Source organism: Flavilitoribacter nigricans DSM 23189 = NBRC 102662, assembly GCF_002646595.1.
GTDB classification, from domain to species: Bacteria; Bacteroidota; Bacteroidia; order Chitinophagales; family Saprospiraceae; genus Flavilitoribacter; species Flavilitoribacter nigricans.
In genome coordinates, this window is record NZ_PDUD01000026.1 from 36,513 (window position 1) to 55,629 (window position 19,117).

The 19,117-nt window shown below is 47.8% G+C and carries 11 protein-coding genes; 7 read left to right on the plus strand and 4 right to left on the minus strand.

Annotated elements, in window-relative coordinates:
- The first annotated feature begins 15 nt into the window (after nucleotides 1-15).
- The 3 genes from CRP01_RS21885 to porZ all read left to right on the plus strand — a co-directional run bounded on the left by CRP01_RS21885 (nucleotide 16) and on the right by porZ (nucleotide 3,692).
- A complete protein-coding gene (locus CRP01_RS21885) occupies nucleotides 16-504 on the plus strand; it encodes a hypothetical protein (protein ID WP_143473485.1) in 489 nt (162 codons plus the stop codon).
- Entirely contained in the window at nucleotides 486-1,085 is a 600-nt protein-coding gene (gene nadD, locus CRP01_RS21890; protein ID WP_099152248.1) for a nicotinate (nicotinamide) nucleotide adenylyltransferase, read from the plus strand. Before CRP01_RS21885 ends, nadD begins: the two co-directional genes overlap by 19 nt.
- A 216-nt stretch (nucleotides 1,086-1,301) precedes the next feature.
- Complete coding sequence (porZ, locus tag CRP01_RS21895) at nucleotides 1,302-3,692, plus strand: type IX secretion system anionic LPS delivery protein PorZ (protein ID WP_099152249.1); 2,391 nt, start codon at nucleotides 1,302-1,304, stop codon at nucleotides 3,690-3,692.
- A gap of 152 nt (nucleotides 3,693-3,844) precedes the next feature.
- Here porZ and CRP01_RS21900 read toward each other — a convergent pair whose 3' ends face one another.
- Together CRP01_RS21900 and CRP01_RS21905 are read right to left on the minus strand one after the other, a co-directional pair.
- Nucleotides 3,845-4,747, minus strand: coding sequence for a nucleotidyltransferase family protein (locus CRP01_RS21900; protein WP_099152250.1), 903 nt, complete (start codon nucleotides 4,745-4,747; stop codon nucleotides 3,845-3,847).
- Nucleotides 4,748-5,033: 286 nt separating this feature from the next.
- Nucleotides 5,034-5,714, minus strand: a complete 681-nt coding sequence (locus CRP01_RS21905; protein ID WP_143473487.1) for a hypothetical protein — start codon at nucleotides 5,712-5,714, stop codon at nucleotides 5,034-5,036.
- Nucleotides 5,715-6,055: 341 nt separating this feature from the next.
- Between CRP01_RS21905 and CRP01_RS21910 the strand changes: the two genes are divergently transcribed.
- The 4 genes from CRP01_RS21910 (at nucleotide 6,056) to CRP01_RS21925 (ending at nucleotide 15,655) form a co-directional block, all read left to right on the plus strand.
- A complete protein-coding gene (locus tag CRP01_RS21910; protein WP_099152252.1) occupies nucleotides 6,056-9,331 on the plus strand; it encodes a proprotein convertase P-domain-containing protein in 3,276 nt (1,091 codons plus the stop codon).
- 259 nt (nucleotides 9,332-9,590) lie between these two features.
- Nucleotides 9,591-12,575 carry a SusC/RagA family TonB-linked outer membrane protein gene (locus tag CRP01_RS21915; RefSeq protein WP_099152253.1) on the plus strand — a complete coding sequence of 995 codons (2,985 nt, stop codon included), beginning with the start codon at nucleotides 9,591-9,593 and terminating at the stop codon, nucleotides 12,573-12,575.
- 11 nt (nucleotides 12,576-12,586) lie between these two features.
- Nucleotides 12,587-14,164: a SusD/RagB family nutrient-binding outer membrane lipoprotein gene (locus CRP01_RS21920; RefSeq protein ID WP_099152254.1), complete on the plus strand. Its 1,578-nt coding sequence runs from the start codon at nucleotides 12,587-12,589 to the stop codon at nucleotides 14,162-14,164.
- Nucleotides 14,165-14,392: 228 nt separating this feature from the next.
- A complete protein-coding gene (locus tag CRP01_RS21925) occupies nucleotides 14,393-15,655 on the plus strand; it encodes a DNA cytosine methyltransferase (RefSeq protein ID WP_099152255.1) in 1,263 nt (420 codons plus the stop codon).
- A 24-nt stretch (nucleotides 15,656-15,679) separates the two neighbouring features.
- On the opposite strand, the gene CRP01_RS21930 is transcribed toward CRP01_RS21925, so the two are convergent.
- Together CRP01_RS21930 and CRP01_RS21935 are read right to left on the minus strand one after the other, a co-directional pair.
- Entirely contained in the window at nucleotides 15,680-16,507 is an 828-nt protein-coding gene (locus tag CRP01_RS21930) for a PmeII family type II restriction endonuclease (RefSeq protein WP_099152256.1), read from the minus strand.
- A gap of 167 nt (nucleotides 16,508-16,674) precedes the next feature.
- Nucleotides 16,675-18,969: a CRTAC1 family protein gene (locus CRP01_RS21935; protein WP_099152257.1), complete on the minus strand. Its 2,295-nt coding sequence runs from the start codon at nucleotides 18,967-18,969 to the stop codon at nucleotides 16,675-16,677.
- Nucleotides 18,970-19,117 lie beyond the last annotated feature (148 nt).

The window sequence follows — 19,117 nt, forward strand, 5'->3', positions numbered from 1 at the left end:
TCATTTATTCGTACTATGAAAGACACGTTTCAGCGTTTACTTTTTTTATTCCTTACCGTCAGTCTGGCCGTGGCTGTCACTGCTTGTGGAGGAGAGGTTCCCAATGAAGCCGCTACGGATACCGAAAGCGCCAGTAAGATACCCGTCACGCCGGAAGAAGTAGTCCGGCAGTATCAGGCTTACGTGGACAGCAACCAGTTTGAGCTGGCCCAAAGCCTGAGCACGTCCCGATCTGCTCCACTGCACGAAATGATGGCCACCATTGTAGCGGATACGCCTTCTGATTCCAGTCTGATCCATACTCAGTTTGTTAGCCTGAATTGCGATGTTCGCCAGGATACGGCTATCTGCAACTGCCTGCTACGCGACGAATATGAAGAATACGACTCCGAATACATTCTGATCAAAACGGATGGCCGCTGGCTCGTTGATCTGCCCGATGAGGAAGGAGATTTTGAACTGTTTGAACAGGAAACTGACGAAGAATGGCCGGAGCAGCAATAAAAAAGAAGATCGGGCTATTTTTCGGTTCCTTTAATCCGGTCCACGTCGGTCACATGATCATCGCGAACTATATGGCCACCCAAACCGATCTGGATCAGGTATGGCTGGTAGTATCGCCACAAAATCCATTGAAGCCCAAGAACAGCCTCGCCCGCGATTATGATCGTTTGCACCTCGTTCGACTGGCGATCGGAGAAAATCCCAATCTACGGGCTTCCGATATCGAATTCAGCCTGCCCAAGCCTTCCTACACGATCGACACCCTCACCTATCTGAAGGAAAAATACCCCGATCATCAGTTTGTCCTGATCATGGGAGGAGACAACCTGGCGAGCCTGCATCGCTGGAAAAACTACGAACTCCTGCTCAGGGATCATGAGATCTTTGTCTACCGACGCCCCGGTTACGATATACCGCAACATTTTGAGGAACATCCGCAGGTGCATTTTTTTGAAGCACCGCTCATGCATATTTCCGCCAGTTATATCCGCCAAGCCATCCAGGAGGGACACTCCGTTCAGTACCTGGTTACAGAGCCCGTTTTTCAGTACCTGGAGAGCAGTGCGCTTTATAAAAGCTGAGGGAACCTCCTCAACTTATAGTGATCGGAGTATCGGATCGCAATCCGGATGACCAAGGTGAGATCACTTCCGCATTAAAAAACAATAAAGGGCAAGGATTGTAGTTATGGATGGGGAGGCAATAGGTAAGGGCGGTACGTATACAGTTGACCCGCTCCTGATAATTCAGGAACCCGTCCCATCCCAATGCTTCTACACTGTACCAAATTAACTTTTATGCTGAAATACATACCCCTCGTATTGATCCTTGGGATATTTGCCGGAAACGGATTTGCACAAAATGCCCTTCCCATCGGTACCTGGCGCAGTCACCTTCCGTACCAATCGGGGGAAAGGGTAACCCAAAGCAACAGTGAGATCTTTTACTCCACGCCTTTTTCCATTATGGCGCTGGATAAGGAAGAACTGTCCACACGCTTCATCACCTCGATCCAGGGGCTGAGTAATACCGGCATCCGGACCATCAAGTACAATCGCGGTAGTGAGACCCTGATCATCGTCTACAACAATTCGGTGATCGATCTCTACCGCAACGAAAACGGCGAGGTGATCACCCTCAACCAGATCAAGAACTTTCTGAATATTCCGGGGGATAAAACGATCAATAACATTTTCGTGCTGAACGATTCAACGGTATATCTGGCCGCCAGTTACGGCATTTCCGCACTGAATGTGCGTTCCGCAGAGTTCTCCTTTTCAACTTTCATGAACACCAATGTCAATGATGTTGCCCAGTTCGGAGGTTATCTATACGCCGCTACGGATGTTGGGATCTATCGCATTGCTTCGAGTGACAATCTGCGGGAAAATTTTGAGCGTTGGGAATATCTGGATGAAGACGAAGGTTTTCCGGCCGATTACAGCAGTCATGCCTTCACCGTTTTTGACGATCGATTATTTCTGGACCTCGATAATGAGATCCACTACCTTGATGAGCAAAATCGTCCCGTATCCTTTTTCCAGGAAGAGGATGCCGGGCTGGAGCTGGTCTACCTCAGTTCCGAAGGCACTTACCACATGCTGGCCGGCTACCGTTGCGATTCCGGTAATTGCGGCAGCCCGAAAGCCTACTTTTTACGACCCGATGGAACCGGTGACCGGTTATCCGGAGGCTGCATAGGTTATCCCTACTACGCGATGGAAGACGAGCAGGGCCGGGTATGGTTTGGAGATGGTTTTCGGTTTTTCCGCCGTACTTTCAGTGCCGGTGATCCCAATTGCGTGCAGTGGACCATCAACTCGCCTTATTCCGAGCAGAATTGGGATATGGAGATCCAGGACGGCAAACTCTGGGTAGCCGCCGGAGCCGTTGACCAAACACTCAGTAACCGCTTTCTGGACCACGGATTCTTTTCTTTTTCCGAAGGCCAGTGGGAAACCTACAATCGCTGGACCCGAGCCGAAATGCGGGGTGAGAATCAGGATCCCAATACGCCCGAAGGCCGCGCCGATGACCTCTTCGACATCCTGTCCATAGCGATCAGTCCGACCAACGGTGCGGTGTACGCCGGATCATTTTTTGAAGGGATCATGGAGGTGAGCCCGGAGGATGAACTCACCCTCTACAACGAAAAGAATACGCCGCTGCAAACCACCAACTCCACCAGTGGTACGGTGCGGATCGGCGGACTGACCTTTGACGATAACGGCACTCTTTGGGTAACCAACCACTCCGCCCAAAACGGACGTTCGCTGCTGAGCCTGGACAGTGAAGGCAACTGGGAATCCTACGGGCAGGTCTGCAACCAGACGGTGCTTTTCGATATTGAGGTGGATATCTTTGGAAATAAATGGGCCGTTATCGGCGACAGCCAGGCAGGAGTTTTGGTTTTCAACGAAAACAATCCGGATGATCCCACGGATGATCAGTGTCGGGCTATCTCCGCTAACAACAGTAATCTGCCCACCAATACGGTGAATTGTCTGGCACCTGATCTGGACGGGAATGTCTGGGTCGGCACCAATGACGGCGTGGTGATCTTTGAATGCGGTAGTATTGTTTTCGATCCGGAACTTTGCACGGGCACCCTGAAGGTGGTGGAGCGGGACGGTAATACAGCCTATCTGCTGGAAACCGAAAACGTTAAAGCGATCGCCGTGGACGGCGCCAACCGGAAATGGGTCGGTACCAGCAACGGGCTGTTCCTGTTATCGCCCGATGGAGAGGAAGAACTGGCCTATTTTACCACCAGTAATTCACCGCTCTTCGATAATGAGATCCAGTCGCTGGCCATTGACCAGGAAACGGGAGAAGTATTCATCGGCACGGCTAAAGGTATTATCAGCTATCAAAGCGATGCGGTGGAAGCCAATCAATTCCACCGTCCAAACATCCTGGTTTATCCCAATCCGGTACGTCCCGAATATCAGGGTCCGATCGCGATCAAAGGGCTGGCGCGGGACGCGGTAGTCAAGATCACGGATATCAACGGAAAGATGGTTTACGAAACCAATGCCAGGGGCGGACAGGCCATTTGGGATGGCCGCGATTACAACGGGCGGCGGGCCAATACGGGCGTTTACCTCGTATTCAGTTCGAGTAATCCTTTCAATATCGGATTTGGGAATCCGGATAGTGCAGTCGCCAAGATCCTGTTCGTGAATTAGCCGCAATATCCGCTAAGTCGGGCCAATCCAAGGTTTTTCAGCTTCTGATGTTTCAAAGCTGCTTTGCGGGAAATACCAATTGATGATGAAAATTTCCGGACTTCCAGCCGGCGAATTACCGCTTGCTAAAAGTCCGGAACAGGGAACAGGGATTATCCCCAAAGTGGGGCCGGATACCGCTCCTCTTCGATCAACTTGCCGAAAGCCTGCTGAACGATGGGTTTATCTTCCCGGTAAGTCACTCCGTACCAGCGGTCGTTACTGACCAGCACTTTCACTTTAGCTTCTCCACTATTGATCTGCTGATCGACAAAGAGTGGGATGAAAAATTCGGCACGGGGTTTATCCTTGTTTTCGTGTACGAACTCGGCAAATTGCTTGCGAATCACATCAAAAATGGCCGGGTGAAAACCCCAGAAATTCATGGAGACCAGATCGTCATCCTGGAGTGGATACCGCTGGTCATCGTCACCCAGATAAGAGATTTCTCCCTCTATGCGCTGGATTTTCAGTCTTTCATTTACTTCGGTAAGATAGTGATCATCGTCCATCGCCGCCACCCCGCGATTAACCGTTCCGTGGTCGGAAAGTGTATTGCTGATCACGTAGCCGACCATACAATGATGATCCGGACGACACTCCTCCTTCAGGAATTTTGCGCAAGTTGCAAAAGCCTCTACTCCGTAGTAGTCATCCGCATTAATGACGGCAAAGGGTTCTTTGATGGCATTTTCGGCCACCAGCATGGCGTGCGCCGTTCCCCAAGGTTTTTCCCGTTCCGGAAATTTATCCACACCGGGTACCGGGTAATCCATATCCTGAAAAACGTATTCGATATCTATTTTACCTTCAAATTTTCCTCCGATCTGTTCCCGGAAAGCATCTTCGATATCGCGACGAATCACAAATACCACTTTACCGAATCCGGCCCGGATGGCATCGTAAATGGAATATTCAATGATGGCTTCTCCATCGGGACCGACGGAATCAACTTGTTTTAATCCTCCATAACGGCTACCCATTCCGGCAGCCAAAATTAATAAGCTAGGCTTCACTTTATGATTGGTGTTTTAGTTTGAAATTCATAATTCGGACACTATGACACTGGGCGGTGAATGTACATAAATGCCAGTATAGTGTAATAAAAATTCCGGATAAGTCTGCATTAAGAGCCTATCCAGAACCCGTTTTTGCTGTCGAAAATGACCAGATTTGGGTGCTCACGAAGTCATCTTCGAGTTTCGTAGCAGCGCTACGGAAGGAGGAAATGACGAAATGAGGTTCCAAAGATGGTTATTTTAAGACCAAAGGATGGTTGTTGGCCAGGCTCTAAGTATCAGATCAAGCGGGGGTATTGTTTTTTCTGGCCTTCACCTGCCGGAGAAAATGACCGGCTTTTTTTCGGCTGCGGTACCAGTGCAACCATTCTCCTCCGGCCATAGCCATGCAGGCAAATATAAAGAGCAGGGTACGTCCCAATTCAAAATACCAAACGTGCATTTCGTAAAAGGGGCGGATCAGTAAGATCTCCACACCAATCACAATGGCGGCCAGAAAAAGCATCCCGATACTGATCGCGCGGCTCCAATGCTGAATACGGTCTCCGGCTACCCGGATACTCTTCTCCAGGTATTTAACACTATCTTCCTCTTCAGGTTTGATCCTGATCAGTTGCTTGAAGATGTTCTCCGCCTTAACGTAATCGTAAGTATGAAGATGGGACAGGCCTTTACAGGTGAGCATTTCAAAAAACAGATCCTGCCCGTTGTAGCTGAAAATGTTGCGCTGAATAGTATACTCGATCACGAGATCCACCATCAACAGGTGTTGCCGGTATTTCCCGATCACAAACAGAGCATTTACATAAGCGACCAACAGATCAAAATATTCTTCAAAATCCAATTTTAGGATAGACTGCTCGTTCTCATCGTAAAAGCGAATGATCTCCCGGTGGGATTCCGGATGGATCGATTTAAACTTTCGATAAGTTCTGGATTGATATGTTGGTCTTAGTAATGACACGCGCAGTTGAAATGAATATTTTATCTTTAAAACCGAGAAACCGGTCTTGTGTTTATCCAAATTTAAGTATTTATGACACACGGGGCCAATTTTTAAAAGTATCCATGATGCGAAATGACTTGGGATTTTCCCAAACCGCTTCGGTCAGTATACGCTGTGCTTAAACTGGTTTGGATTTCCCGAACCAATTTTACGTCAGTATTTATCTTTCACTTCGATCTACCGGTGAAGAAAAATGAATTATTTGAGATGATCAGAACGGTAAGCATGCCCGCATGCACCATTTCTTTGCCGTCTGCCGCGTTATAGCTCAACCCGAACCATTAACAGTATCCTGATTTATGACTATATCCTTTCGTCGATCTTTAGCCTTTATCTCTTCAATTTTTGCATGGCTGCTCATTTCCCCGGTGCTGAGTGCTCAGCATCCAACTTCCGCAATATTGGCGCTGCCCGCGGATCAGGTGGAACCCTACGTGCTACCTACACAGGACAATCAGGCGCTGCTCGATGAGGAAATGGAAAGGAGGCAGAGTGGACAGCCGCCGCGCTTCGCCACGCCCATACCGCTTCGCATCACGCCGGCGCAGCATGGGCGCTGGGATGTGCTCGGCGATCTGGCCATCTGGCGCTTCCGTATCCAGTCGCCCGGAGCCCATTCCCTCAACCTTGGCTTTACCCAATACCAGATGCCCGCAGGAGGGAAACTCTATCTATACGATCCGGTGCGAAACGAGCGGAGGGGCCCTTTTACACCGGCAGACAATGAATCGCACAATCAACTCTGGACTCCCGTGCTGCCCGGTGACGATCTCATCATTGAAATACGGGTGCCGGTGGCCCGGAAAAATAAACTGGCCATAGAGCTCGCTGTGGTCAATCACGATTTCCTCGGTTTCGGCAAACTGAGCAGCGGCTCCTGCAATCTGGATATTGTGTGTGGCCAGGCCGATGGCTGGGGAATCGTGGACCCCTACCGCGATGTAGCCCGGTCGGTGGGTTTGTACAGCGTACAGGGAACTTTGCTTTGCACCGGTTTTCTTGTCAACAATACCCAACAGGATTGCACCCCTTATTTCCTGACGGCTAACCACTGTGAAGTTTCCTCCGGTAACGCGGCTTCTATCGTTGTGTATTGGAACTTTGAGAACAGTACCTGTCGCCAGCCAAACAGCTTCGAAAGCGGCCAGAACGGTGACGGCAAACTGAATGATTTCAATACCGGATCGATCTTCCGGTCGAGCTGGTCCAATTCCGACTTTTGCCTGATCGAACTGGATGACCCCGTTAGTGAGACGGCCAATGCCTACTTTGCCGGCTGGTCCGCGGAGGATGTGCTACCGACCGGGAAGGTCATCAGTGTTCACCATCCGTTTACGGATGAAAAGCGGATCAGCTTTTCCGAGGAAACCACACATCTGGGGTTCTGGGGAAGCAGTGATCAGGTCGAAAACGGCAATCACCTCATCGTCAACTCCTGGACCACCGGCACGACCCAGAGTGGTTCTTCCGGCGGCCCCCTGTTTAATGAACGTGGACAGGCCATAGGACAACTCCACGGCGGTGATGCCGCCTGTGGCAATAGTTCCTACGATGCTTTCGGCCGATTGTTTAACTCCTGGGAAGGCGGCGGCACCCCAGATTCGCGTCTGAAGGACTGGCTCGATCCCATTGGGCTGGGCCGGCTGAGCGTGGAAGGCAAAGAACAGGGCCGTTGTAGTTTCAGTGTGATCGGCACTTTTGCAGCCGGTAACATCTGCGTAGGTGACAACGACACCCTTTTACTGCAATACGGCGAGGCCTATACTATGCCTCCGGAATTCCGGATAGGCGATATCACTCCGGATCTGGACATTACACTGGAAAGTATCCCTTCGGATGAAAACGGATCTGCCCGCTTTGTATGGTTCACCGGCGCCGGCACGCCCGCCGGCCAGCAGACCTTCCCGATCTACACGACCTACGAAGAACAAACGGATACCAGCTACGTTTTTCTCAATATCCTGGCGGAGGCGCCGGAAATACCGATCCTGATCCAGCCGACGGACATGGCGGTAGCACCGGGTCTTAAGATCGGCTTAAGCTGGAACGCCATTGCCATCGCCGAACGATATTATCTGCAGGTATCGACCGATCCGGATTTCGGCACGCTGCTGACTGAACAAGTCATAGAGGAAACTTCTCAGATAGTGATCTCGGACCTCCAGCCCAACTCAGCTTATTTCTGGCGGGTAGCCGCCGAAAATACCTGTGGCTTATCGGCCTGGTCCGATACCAATTCCTTCCTGACTGCCGATGTGCGGTGTGGTATGGAAAACGCTACCGACAGCCCGATCGTTATTTCCAGTACATCCGCCAATACGATCAGTTCCGAAATGGAGCTGGATATCTCCGGCACGGTCGCATCCATCGAAGTGACCAATGTCAACATCCAGCACGACTGGGTGGGTGATCTCAGCCTGGTATTGCGTTCACCGAGCGGCACCGAAGTAGCGTTGGTGGATCGCCCGGGTTTTCCCGCCAGTTTGTTCGGATGCGACGGTACCGGTTTGTACCTCTCTTTTAACGAGGATGTCGGTGCCAGTCATCAGAGTCTGGAAACGACCTGCAGCAGTGGCCAGCCGGCTATTTCGGGCACTTATAAACCGCTGGAATCGCTTGCAAGCCTGATCGGAGAAACGGCCCGGGGCACCTGGACCCTGGTGGTTAAGGACCAGGCCGATGAAGATGGCGGCACTCTGGTGGGTTGGCAACTGGATATCTGCACCATCCCGGAACCAGTTCCGCTCATTTCCGGCGTTCCCGAGTCCTATGTCACTTGCTTTGCAGATTCCTTACAACTGGAGTTAGTGGTGAGTGAAGCATTTTCTGGTCAGGAAGTAACCCTCGGATTGAACTCCGATCTGCCCGATCCGGCTATTTCCTTTTCTAAAAACCCGGCCAATCCGGGAGATACGATCAACTTTCTGCTCCGTAATTTTCCGGCATCCGGCAGCTACGATCTCGAATTGACCGCCAGCGACGGAGCAACTACCGGCTCATTTCCTTTCAGCTTAGAGATCCGCAATATTCCATCAGTTGCCGTGCTGGGGTCTCCGCTTGACGGAAGCTCGGTTTCTACCACCAGCACCACCTTTTCCTGGAATGCAAATGACGCGAACTCTTACCGGTTGGATATTGCTTCCGATATGACATTCACCGAATTGGTGCGATCCGTTGAAGTTGCTTCCAATTTCTACACCCTAGAACTGCCGGAGCAGGATGGAATTTTCTTTTGGCGGGTGATCGCGACTAACGACTGTGGAGAAAGTACCTCTACGGTGTCAAGCTTTATGTTCTCCACCTCCGCTACGTCCGATCTGCAGGATGGGCGGCAGGTCCGGATCTACCCCAATCCGTTTGGCAGCACCGTATTTTTGGAGTTTTCCGCAGCGCCGGAGGTCAGGGTTCCGATCCGGATATTGGATACCAGCGGTCGCCTGTTGTATTCGTCCGAGATCCAGGCCGGAAACTTACAAAAACAACTCCACCTGGAACGCCTCAGCCCGGGCGTTTACCTGCTGGAATTGACCTATCGTGGCCAACGTTACCTGCAGCGGTTGATCAAAAGTCGATGAAAGTAATTTTTGAAAGTTGACTCGTTTTGCAATAAGTGGCTGAGCCTGAATCCACTTTCTACAGATTGGATTTCCGGATCAAAAGGATCAAAAATAATCGCGACGTGTTCGCACACGTTATCATAATTTTTATTAGCTTTGGTTATGCATTTCTAAGTTTTCCCCAAACAAGCCAACAAGATCCTCCCCGAACTGTGTACAGAAAAACTACTTCTGAACAAGTAAACGAAATAAAATTTTTTACTTAAACTCACTAATTATGAGACTATTATTTACCATACTGTCCATACTATGCTTTAGTGTGGGGATTATGGCACAACGTACCGTTTCCGGTACTGTAACTTCCACGGAAGGGGAGCCCCTGATCGGGGTTAACGTCCTGGTAAAAGGTACGACAACCGGTACAGTTACGGATTTTGACGGAAAATATTCCGTTAGTGTGCCAAATCAAGCTACGTTAGAATTCTCCTATACGGGCTACACCCCGCAGGAGGTTAATGTGACGGATCAATCCGTTATTGACATTACACTGGAAGAAGGTATTGCCCTGGGAGAAGTTGTTGTAACGGCCCTGGGTATTGAAAGGGAGAAAAGCTCTCTGACCTTTGCCCAGCAAACGGTCGAAGGTACCGAACTGCTGGAAGCCCGGGACATAAACTTCCTGAATAGTTTATCCGGAAAAGCAGCCGGTGTGGAGATCAAGAAGAGTTCTTCCGGCCCCGGCGGTTCTACCCGCGTGGTTCTGCGTGGCGATAAGTCGCTGAACGGCAATAGCGATCCGCTTTTCGTAATCGACGGTATTCCGATGGCCAACAACCGAAGTGGCCAGCCCGGCATGTGGGGTGGTTTTGACGGAGGTGACGGTATGTCTCAGATCAACCCGGATGATATCGAAAGTATCACCGTATTGAGAGGTTCTAATGCCGCTGCCCTGTACGGTAGCCAGGGTGCGAACGGTGTGGTTTTGATCACGACCAAAGAAGGTAAGGAAGGACCAGCTAAAGTTAGCGTTAGCAGCGGTATCACTGTTGAGAACATCATGCTGAAACCCGACCTGCAGTTCAGATACGGTAGTGAGGGCGGCACCAAGGAAAGCTGGTCGACCACTCGCGGAAATTACGACGGCAGCTATGTTGATGATTTTTTCCAGACCGGTACCAACCAGATCAACTCGATCTCCATCAGTGGCGGTACGGCCAGAACAAAAGCATACTTCTCTTTTGGTAATGTGAATGCCCGCGGTATTACGCCGCAGAACACCTACAACCGGTACAATGTTACGTTCAAGCAGTCTACCAAGATGCTGAACGACAAACTGACGGTCGGCTCCAACATCATCCTGACCAACGAAGTTTCCAGAAACCGCCCTGCTGCGGGATACTACCTGAATCCGCTTACCGGTCTTTATTTCTTCCCGAGAGATCGTGATTTCGCTTCATTCCGGGACAATTATTCCGTAATAGATCCGGATAGAAATGTAATTGGACAAAACTGGTTCGTGATCGATCACCACCAGTCCAACCCATACTGGCTACTCAACGAACAGCCGCGGACGGATCAGACCAACCGGATGATCGGTAGCGTGACCCTCGATTATCAGATCACCGAAAAATTGAGCGTATCCGCCCGGGGTAATTACGACTTTGCTTCCAAACTGCAGGAGCAGCAATTCACCAGCGGCGGTAATACGACCAACATCCACCCGAACGGTAGCTGGGACTACTGGAAATTCACGGATGAGCTGCTTTACACGGATGCCCTTTTGAAATTCAACGACAATTTCGGTGATTTCAGCTTGGGCCTTATCGGTGGAGCCAGCTACCAGAAGACGGTTTTCGGCCTGGGAACCCGGGTAGACGGCGATGCTAACAACGGTCTGTTGTACGCCAATGAATTTTTCTTCCAGAACCTGCCACCGAACGTGCAGGTACAATCTACACTGAACAGCCGACTGGTCAAGCAGGCATTGTTTGCCAATGCTACGATCGGTTTCAAAGAAATGTTATTCCTCGATCTTTCCGGTCGTAATGACTGGGCCTCCACTCTGGCCGGTACCGGAAACGAATCTTACTTCTACCCTTCTTTTGGGGCGACAGCAGTATTGAGCAAAATGTTTGAACTGCCGGAGGCAGTATCTTTTGCCAAGATCCGTTACTCTAACTCCAAGGTTGGTAATGAAGTACCCTACAACGTAGTAAATCCGCAAAACACGATCGCCGCTTCCGGCGGTGTGAACCGGAATACGCAGCAGCCTTTTGAGAACCTGAAACCGGAGATCATCACCAGTAGTGAATTTGGAACCAACTGGCGCTTTTTTGACGACCGGTTTGGTTTTGATCTGACTTACTACAATACCGTAAGTACCGACCAGTTCATCAACCTGCCGGCACCATCCGGTTCCGGTTATACCCGTTACTACGTCAATGCCGGAAAGATTATCAACAAGGGGATTGAACTGGTAGTAGACGTTACACCGATCTATACGCCGAAACTTACCTGGACCACCTCTTTCAACTTCTGGACCAACGATAACGAAGTAGTGGAAATGCACCCGGACCTTGCTTCCATCACCACGGGGCAGTCTGAAGGTTATGGCTCCCGTTTCGAAGCCGGCGGATCCATTGGGGACATTTACGTTTACAAATTCCAGAGAGATGCACAGAACCGCATCATTCTGGACGAAAATGACGGCAGACCTTTGAAAACAGCCATGCAGGAACTGGCCGGTAACCTGAATCCGGATTGGAGCCTGGGCTGGAATAACAACTTCAAGTTTGGAAAATTCGGTCTGAATTTCATCGTCAACGGTAAATTCGGCGGAGTAGCCTTCAGCCAAACTGAGTCCATGCTGGATGGTGCGGGTGTATCCGAAAGAACAGCTGCTGACCGGGATGCCGGAGGAACTACCATCGATGCCGTACAGGGTGATCAACCCGTTTCTACGATCGATCCGGAACTGTACTACCGAGCTATTGGGGACAGAAACGGTATTGGTGAACCATACGTTTACGATCGGACCAACGTGAGACTGACCCAGTTCTCACTTTCCTATCGGACCAGTTTGTTCAACAACACTACCCCCGTAACCTTATCATTGGTAGGTCAAAACCTGTTCTTCCTGTATCTGGAAGCGCCGTTTGATCCGGAGCTGGCGATGAGTACCAACCGTAACGCAGCTTCCCTGGATAACTTCAATACGCCTGCAACCAGAACGATCGGGTTTAATATCAATGTTAATTTTTAAGAACGGAAAACATGAAAAAGTTAAGCATATTAAAATATCTTTTTGTTCTGACCTTGTTTGCCGGTTGTACGGACGATTTTGCCGATCTAAACACGAATCCTTATCAGATCTCGGATGAATCTTTAAGGCAGGACAATAATCACGTAGGTGCTTTTTTCCCGACGATGCTAAACAACATTTTCGGTGATCAGATTGAGCACAACCTGGCGAACGAGTCTTTCGTGCGCCACCTGGGCACGCCCACTCCTTTCGTAGGCGGTGTGAACAACACAACTTATTACATTCGCTGGAACTCTTACTGGGGCCGGGTTTACGGTTCCATCTTTGCTCCGGCCAGACAGGTACTGCAAATCGCGGAAGCGGAGAATAACGAAGTATTCGTTGCCTGGGCAAAACTACTTCGCGTTTTGGCTGCTTCCAGATTATCCGCTTACCACGGCCCGATCATCTACTCCAATTACGGATCTACCGATAAGGTGATCCTCTACGATAGTGAACCGGAACTGTACAATACCTGGTTTGCCGAGTTGGATGAGATCGTAGCCGCCTTCAGCCGCAATACCGAATTTGGCGGTATGGCTAAATTTGATGACAGCTTCCAGGGAGATATCGGTGCCTGGATCAAATTGGCGAACAGCATGCGCCTGCAACTGGCCATGCGTATTTCTAAAGTCAATCCGAGCCTGGCTAAAACACAGGGTGAAAAAGCCATTGCGGATCCGGGAGGATTGATCTCTACCACGGAGGATAACTTCTACATCCGTAACTACGATGGTTTCTTCCGTCCGGCCCGTATCTGTTTCGGATGGGGAGACACCCGTATGAGCGCCACGATGGAATCTGTACTTGGCGGATATAAAGACCCACGGGTTTCGAAGTATTTCGACCCCGCTACGGACAACACACTTTACCCGGATCATCCGGATTTCCCTTACAAAGGGATCAGAAACGGTGCCGAACTGGTTGCTAAGGATGACCGGCTCGCGTACTCTACCATTGCTTCAGCGTTCCAGACCTGGCCGGCGCGGAGATGTTTCACTTCCAGTGAAACCCACTTCCTGCTGGCGGAGGCTGCACTGCGCGACTGGGCCGGAGCCGGTACCGCCATGGATCACTACGAAACGGGCGTTAGAGAAAGTTTCGCCGAATGGGGTGCCGGTGGTGTAGATGCCTATCTGCAGGACGACACCAGTCTGCCGCTCGATTACGATGATCCGAAAGCAAGCGGTGACGTGAACGACTTTGTCAGCCGTATCAAAGTACCGGTAAAATGGGACGAAGGGGAAGACAAAGAAGTGAAGCTCGAAAAGATCATGACCCAAAAATGGCTGGCCGCTGTGCACAACACGATCGAAATTTGGGTAGATCACCGCAGAACGGGTTATCCGAAACTGCCGTACAACTACAAGAACGACAGTAATGCCGACTGGGGCGTTATTCCTGATGATGATTTCCTCAGACGGATGCCGTTCGTGAACGGCGAGCGCAACAACAACCCGGAAGGTGTAGCTGATGCTACTCAGAAACTGGGTGGTCCCGATGAGATCGGAACCCGCCTCTGGTGGGATACCGGTGGACCGAATTTCTAAAAAACTGTTTTTATGTTTAAAAAAATGGCTGATTCTGGAATTTGGATCAGCCATTTTTTTTAAACATAAGTATCTTTGTTATGAAGAAAGATAATTCAAAATTTCAGTTATTTGAAGTCATCAAAAAAAGGTGAAAACTATTTCAAACAATAATATGTTTATTTTGTATAAAAGAACAATTATTAATTTTTACTTGCTAAGTATTGCTCTTTTGATTACTTTTATCTCATGAAATTTATTTCTCTTTTTTCCGGTGCAATGGGACTTGATTTAGGTTTGGAACAGTGTGGTTTCGAACCCGTTATTTGCGTTGAAAATAATAGTTCAGCTGTAGAAACGATTAAAGCAAACAGACCTAAGATAAAGGTGTTTAGTGAAAGTGTCATTGATTTTTCAGTAAATACCCTAGATACTTTAGGTATCAAAAAAGAAGATATTGAGTTGGTAGCGGGTGGACCTCCATGCCAAGCGTTTAGTGTTTTTGGAAAAAGACTTGGATTAAATGATGTAAGAGGCCAAATGACTTTCGAATTTCTAAGAGTCGTTAAGGAAGTTCAGCCCAAAATTTTCCTTATGGAAAATGTAAGAGGACTATTATCGATGCCATTAATACCTAGGAAAAATGCTCCTAAAGAAATTGACAATGAATATTTGAAAAAAGGTTCTCTTTTAAAAACCTTGATTTCGGATTTCAATAAAATTGGTTATTCAGTAGACTGCTATGTTGTGAATTCGGTCAATTATGGTGCCCCACAAGTTAGGGAAAGGGTATTATTGATTGGGAATAAATTTGGACTTGAAAGTAAATTCCCCAAGCCTCGATATAGTAATAGGAAGCAGGATAAACTCCCTTGTTTTAAGACATTAGGTGATATTATCGGACCAGATAGTGGATTTGTAGACCCTTGCCCCGAAGTTTTAAATTTTAGTCCGAGAAAATTAAAATACTTATCAATGATTCCAGAGGGGGGAAATTGGCGTAGCTTACCTGTCGATATCCAAAAGGAATCTATGGGAAAAAGTTGGTACCTTAAAGGAGGTAGAAGTGCTTATTGGAGGAAGCTTTCTTTCGATTTTCCTTCTCCTACTGTGGTTACTATGCCCAATCATGCTGGCACCAGTATGTGTCATCCAACTAAATTAAGAGCAATAACGATTGGAGAGGCAGCGGCAATCCAAGAGTTTCCAAGGGATTGGGAATTCAAAGGGACTACGTCAGAAAAATTTAAACAGATTGGGAATGCGGTCCCAGTCAGATTAGGGGTAGTAGCCGGGGAGGTGATAAAGAATTTGATAAATGATATAAAATCTTTATCTAAAAAAAATGTACCTCCAATTAGGGAAGGTTTTGAGATCATCAAAATTAGACCGCATGTTAGAACCCGGACTTTCTGGAAAAATGGGAAAGCGTTTTCAGGAACTACATCATATTATGATAAAAGTACTAATGGTGAAGAAAAAGAGTCAAGGCAAATGCGACTTCCATTATAATTTAGAACGATCAGAGTACTGAATTCACATGCTTTGACCGTTATTAATTTTTTCAAGAAGAAGCTTCCACTTGTTGGGAGAATCTATCCCTAGAGTATCTTTAAATTGGTTACTTATTGTTTTTTTGAATTTATCCATTAGGATTTTATTATCTTTTTTTATCTGTACTTCTTCAATTGCTGAAGTAATTCCTTCCAAAACTAAATACTGAGTATTCTCTTTACCATTACCTAGCCATGACCAAAAATTTTGGCCTGCATAAATTTTCACATTATGGGTTATGTCTTTCACATGGTGCACTGCACCACGGTTGATTCCCCTTAAGATGTCATACTTATCAGTTAGTTCTTCATTTTTACCATAGTAAACTCCTACAACTATCTTGTTGTAATATGAACTATAATATTTTAATATATCGGAAAAAGATCTATTTAATTGGATAGCCATTGAAAGCTGAATAGTCCATTTACCAGCTTTAAGCGATAATAATTCCGTTTCGCCATCTTCCCTTCGAACTATATGATCTATTTCATTAAAAGCGCTATTCTCAAGTGGAGGATTTAATTGACGATAATTTTTATCGAGCTTAATCGTACCAAAAACTTCGGGTAAAATTTTCTCATCAATTAGTTTTCCAAATCCAGTATTATGCCCTATCATAAGATGGCTTGCTAGAAAAAGATCAACAAACTCTTCAATTGAGTTCAAATTATGGTAATCAAAGAGAAAAGGAACTATAAAAGGATTTAAAGACATGGTTCCTGAAAGTTCGTCAATTAACTTTTTCCTTCTTTGTCTTATCCACCAAGTAGCCCAATGATGTACTCCTTCAATAATTTTGTTATCCTTCATTTATTCAATTTTTCAACTACCTTAAATTGAATGTACGAAATGATCTGCAATTTTTCATTTTAATATTCATTTACAGTTATGTAAATATTTTGCCCCGTGGAAAGGCCATTAAAGAAGAAAGATGAATACAAAATTCTTCAAAGCTCCATATATACACGTACTACTTGCTATTGGTGATGTTGGTGAATTGATTTGTTAAAGGATAATGTTAACAATCCGGCCGGTAAGATTTCCCTACCACCCTCGATAATACGAAACACCTTATTTACCTCAACTGAGGTAAAAATAGAAGATGTCCTGGCTTTATTCGGCCAAATTACTTCGAGCGTGGTTATCGACCCCGCTTTACCCAGGCCAATTTCAGCCATCAGGCTATTCCCTCCAAAACTTGCTCCCGATCCTACGGTGTGATAGATCTTCCGGCAAACTCCGTCTTCTTCAATAGTGGCGATGATCCTGGCGCCAATTGCCGAGCGGTTACTGGTGCTGCCTTCCAGTACGATATTGATCCAGTTGTTTTGATTACCGACCGGATTTTCAAATAAGATATTCTGAAAAGTATCCCCTTCGTAGGCGCCCCCCATCACGGCGTAAATATCCTGATCTCCGTCCATATCCAGATCGCCGAAGCCCACGGCGTGGCCTTTCTGAATGTGCCCGAATCCACCACTAAAGGTGACATCTTCAAAGGTTTTGCCGGCTACATTGCGGTACATTTTGTTGGGTACAATGGAAAAGAAACTCGGATCTCCGGTGGCCACGTAGAAATCCAGATAACCATCGTTGTCGAGGTCACCGAAGTTACAGCCCATCGTAGTCACGGGTTCGGTCAATCCAGCTTCTGATGCAGTATTGATGAAAGTACCGTCTCGATTATTTCGGTACAGCCGGGGATAGCGCTCCATCACCCGCGAATCGCCATCCAGACGTAGATTGGCCATAAAAATATTGGCCGGAGACCTCTCCGCATCCGAATACCCGGATACGAAAATATCTTCCCATCCATCATTGTCGTAATCAAAGATCCAGGTGGAAAAACTTTCGGTGGGCCCGGAAACCCCAGCCTCTTCGGGCGCTAACTCAAAGGCAAGCTCCTGCTCATTACCACTATTGAGATACAGTAGATTTTTGCCGCTAAAATTGGAGATATACAGGTCCGGATATCCATCATTGTTGAGGTCTCCGCAATCCACACCTTTGAAAAAACCGACTTCTGTAAGACCCGCTTCCCGGGCCACTTCCGAGAACGTACCGTCCGTCTTGTTGAGGAAAAGTTCGCTACGATTCGCGCCTTTATCCGTCGATTCATTGGCAATGAAAATATCCAGCCAGCCGTCGAGATTGAAATCCGCCCAGATGGCGGTTTGGGTAGGATGCTCGGAATAGACCCCGGCTTCCAGGGTAACGTCCGTGAAAGTACCATCCCCGTTATTGCGGATCAACGAATTGGGGATCTTTCCGTAATTTTCCAACCAAGCTCCCCGCAGGATGATAAAATCCAGAAAGCCGTCATTGTTAAAATCTGCGTGTTTGAGGTTCAGGCCTCCGGTCACACCGACCAATCCGGAAGATGCAGTTTTATCGGTAAAACCGCCCATCTTATCATTTTCGAAATACCGGATCTGATCTTTAAATCCCCAGGAAGAGACCATAATATCCAGGTAGCCGTCGTTGTTAAAATCATCCAGACAGATCCCGCCGGACATCTCTCCCACATCGACGCCCAGGTCCATGGCAACATCGTGGAATTTTGGGAAATTATTTTGTTCAAAATACTCCACGGGGATCAGGAAATCTGCGGGCACTTCTTCGGGGTACCCTCCCAGCGTCATATAAGCAATGTTCAAAAGGTATTGCAGTTCAAAGTCAAAAGGATTGACCTCCAGGCCCGCCAGAATATACTCGATGGCTTTGGTGGATCCCTCCGTGTTGGTATGCCGGGCTTTTTCGGAAATAGGGATGATACAGGATTCGTTATTGTGGTTGACGATACAGTTATCCTGCTCGGCTTTCCTCAGATAACTGATCGCCAGTTGCTTTTTGAATTCCAGCAGCGTTTTGTCTTTATCCAAAAACAGCTTGTCCTGAAAGAAGCTGTGGAAGTTCTCGAAAACCTCGATAGCCTGTTCCGTTTTGCCCGCCCGCAGCAGTTCGATGCCGTAGTCGTAAACCACCAGATTCCGCTCGGCGCCCACTTCCATTTCCTCCAGCTTTTTTTCGAGCAGGTCGGCCCTTCTATTGTTCAGGACGTATCCCGCCTGTAGCGGATCGATCATCTTATATGACTGATCTACCTTTTTTATCATCTCCCGGGTAGCCGGATCCGGCTCCCGGTAGGACGAATATCCTCCATTTTCCAAGCTGCCATTTTCGTCAGTAGCAGAACAGCCGCCCAGTACCAATATTACCGCCAACGATCCAACTATTTTCCAGTTGCTGCCTCTTGTGAATTTATCACTCATTTACCTTCAGATTAATAAGTATTCAAGAAAAAACAGTTGTATTGAAATTTAAAGAAATTAATGTTCCTCCCCCTTTTCAATGGCCCGGAATATACATCTATTCCGCAAAAATTTTCTACTTTTAGACATCCTCCGAAGACCACCGGCA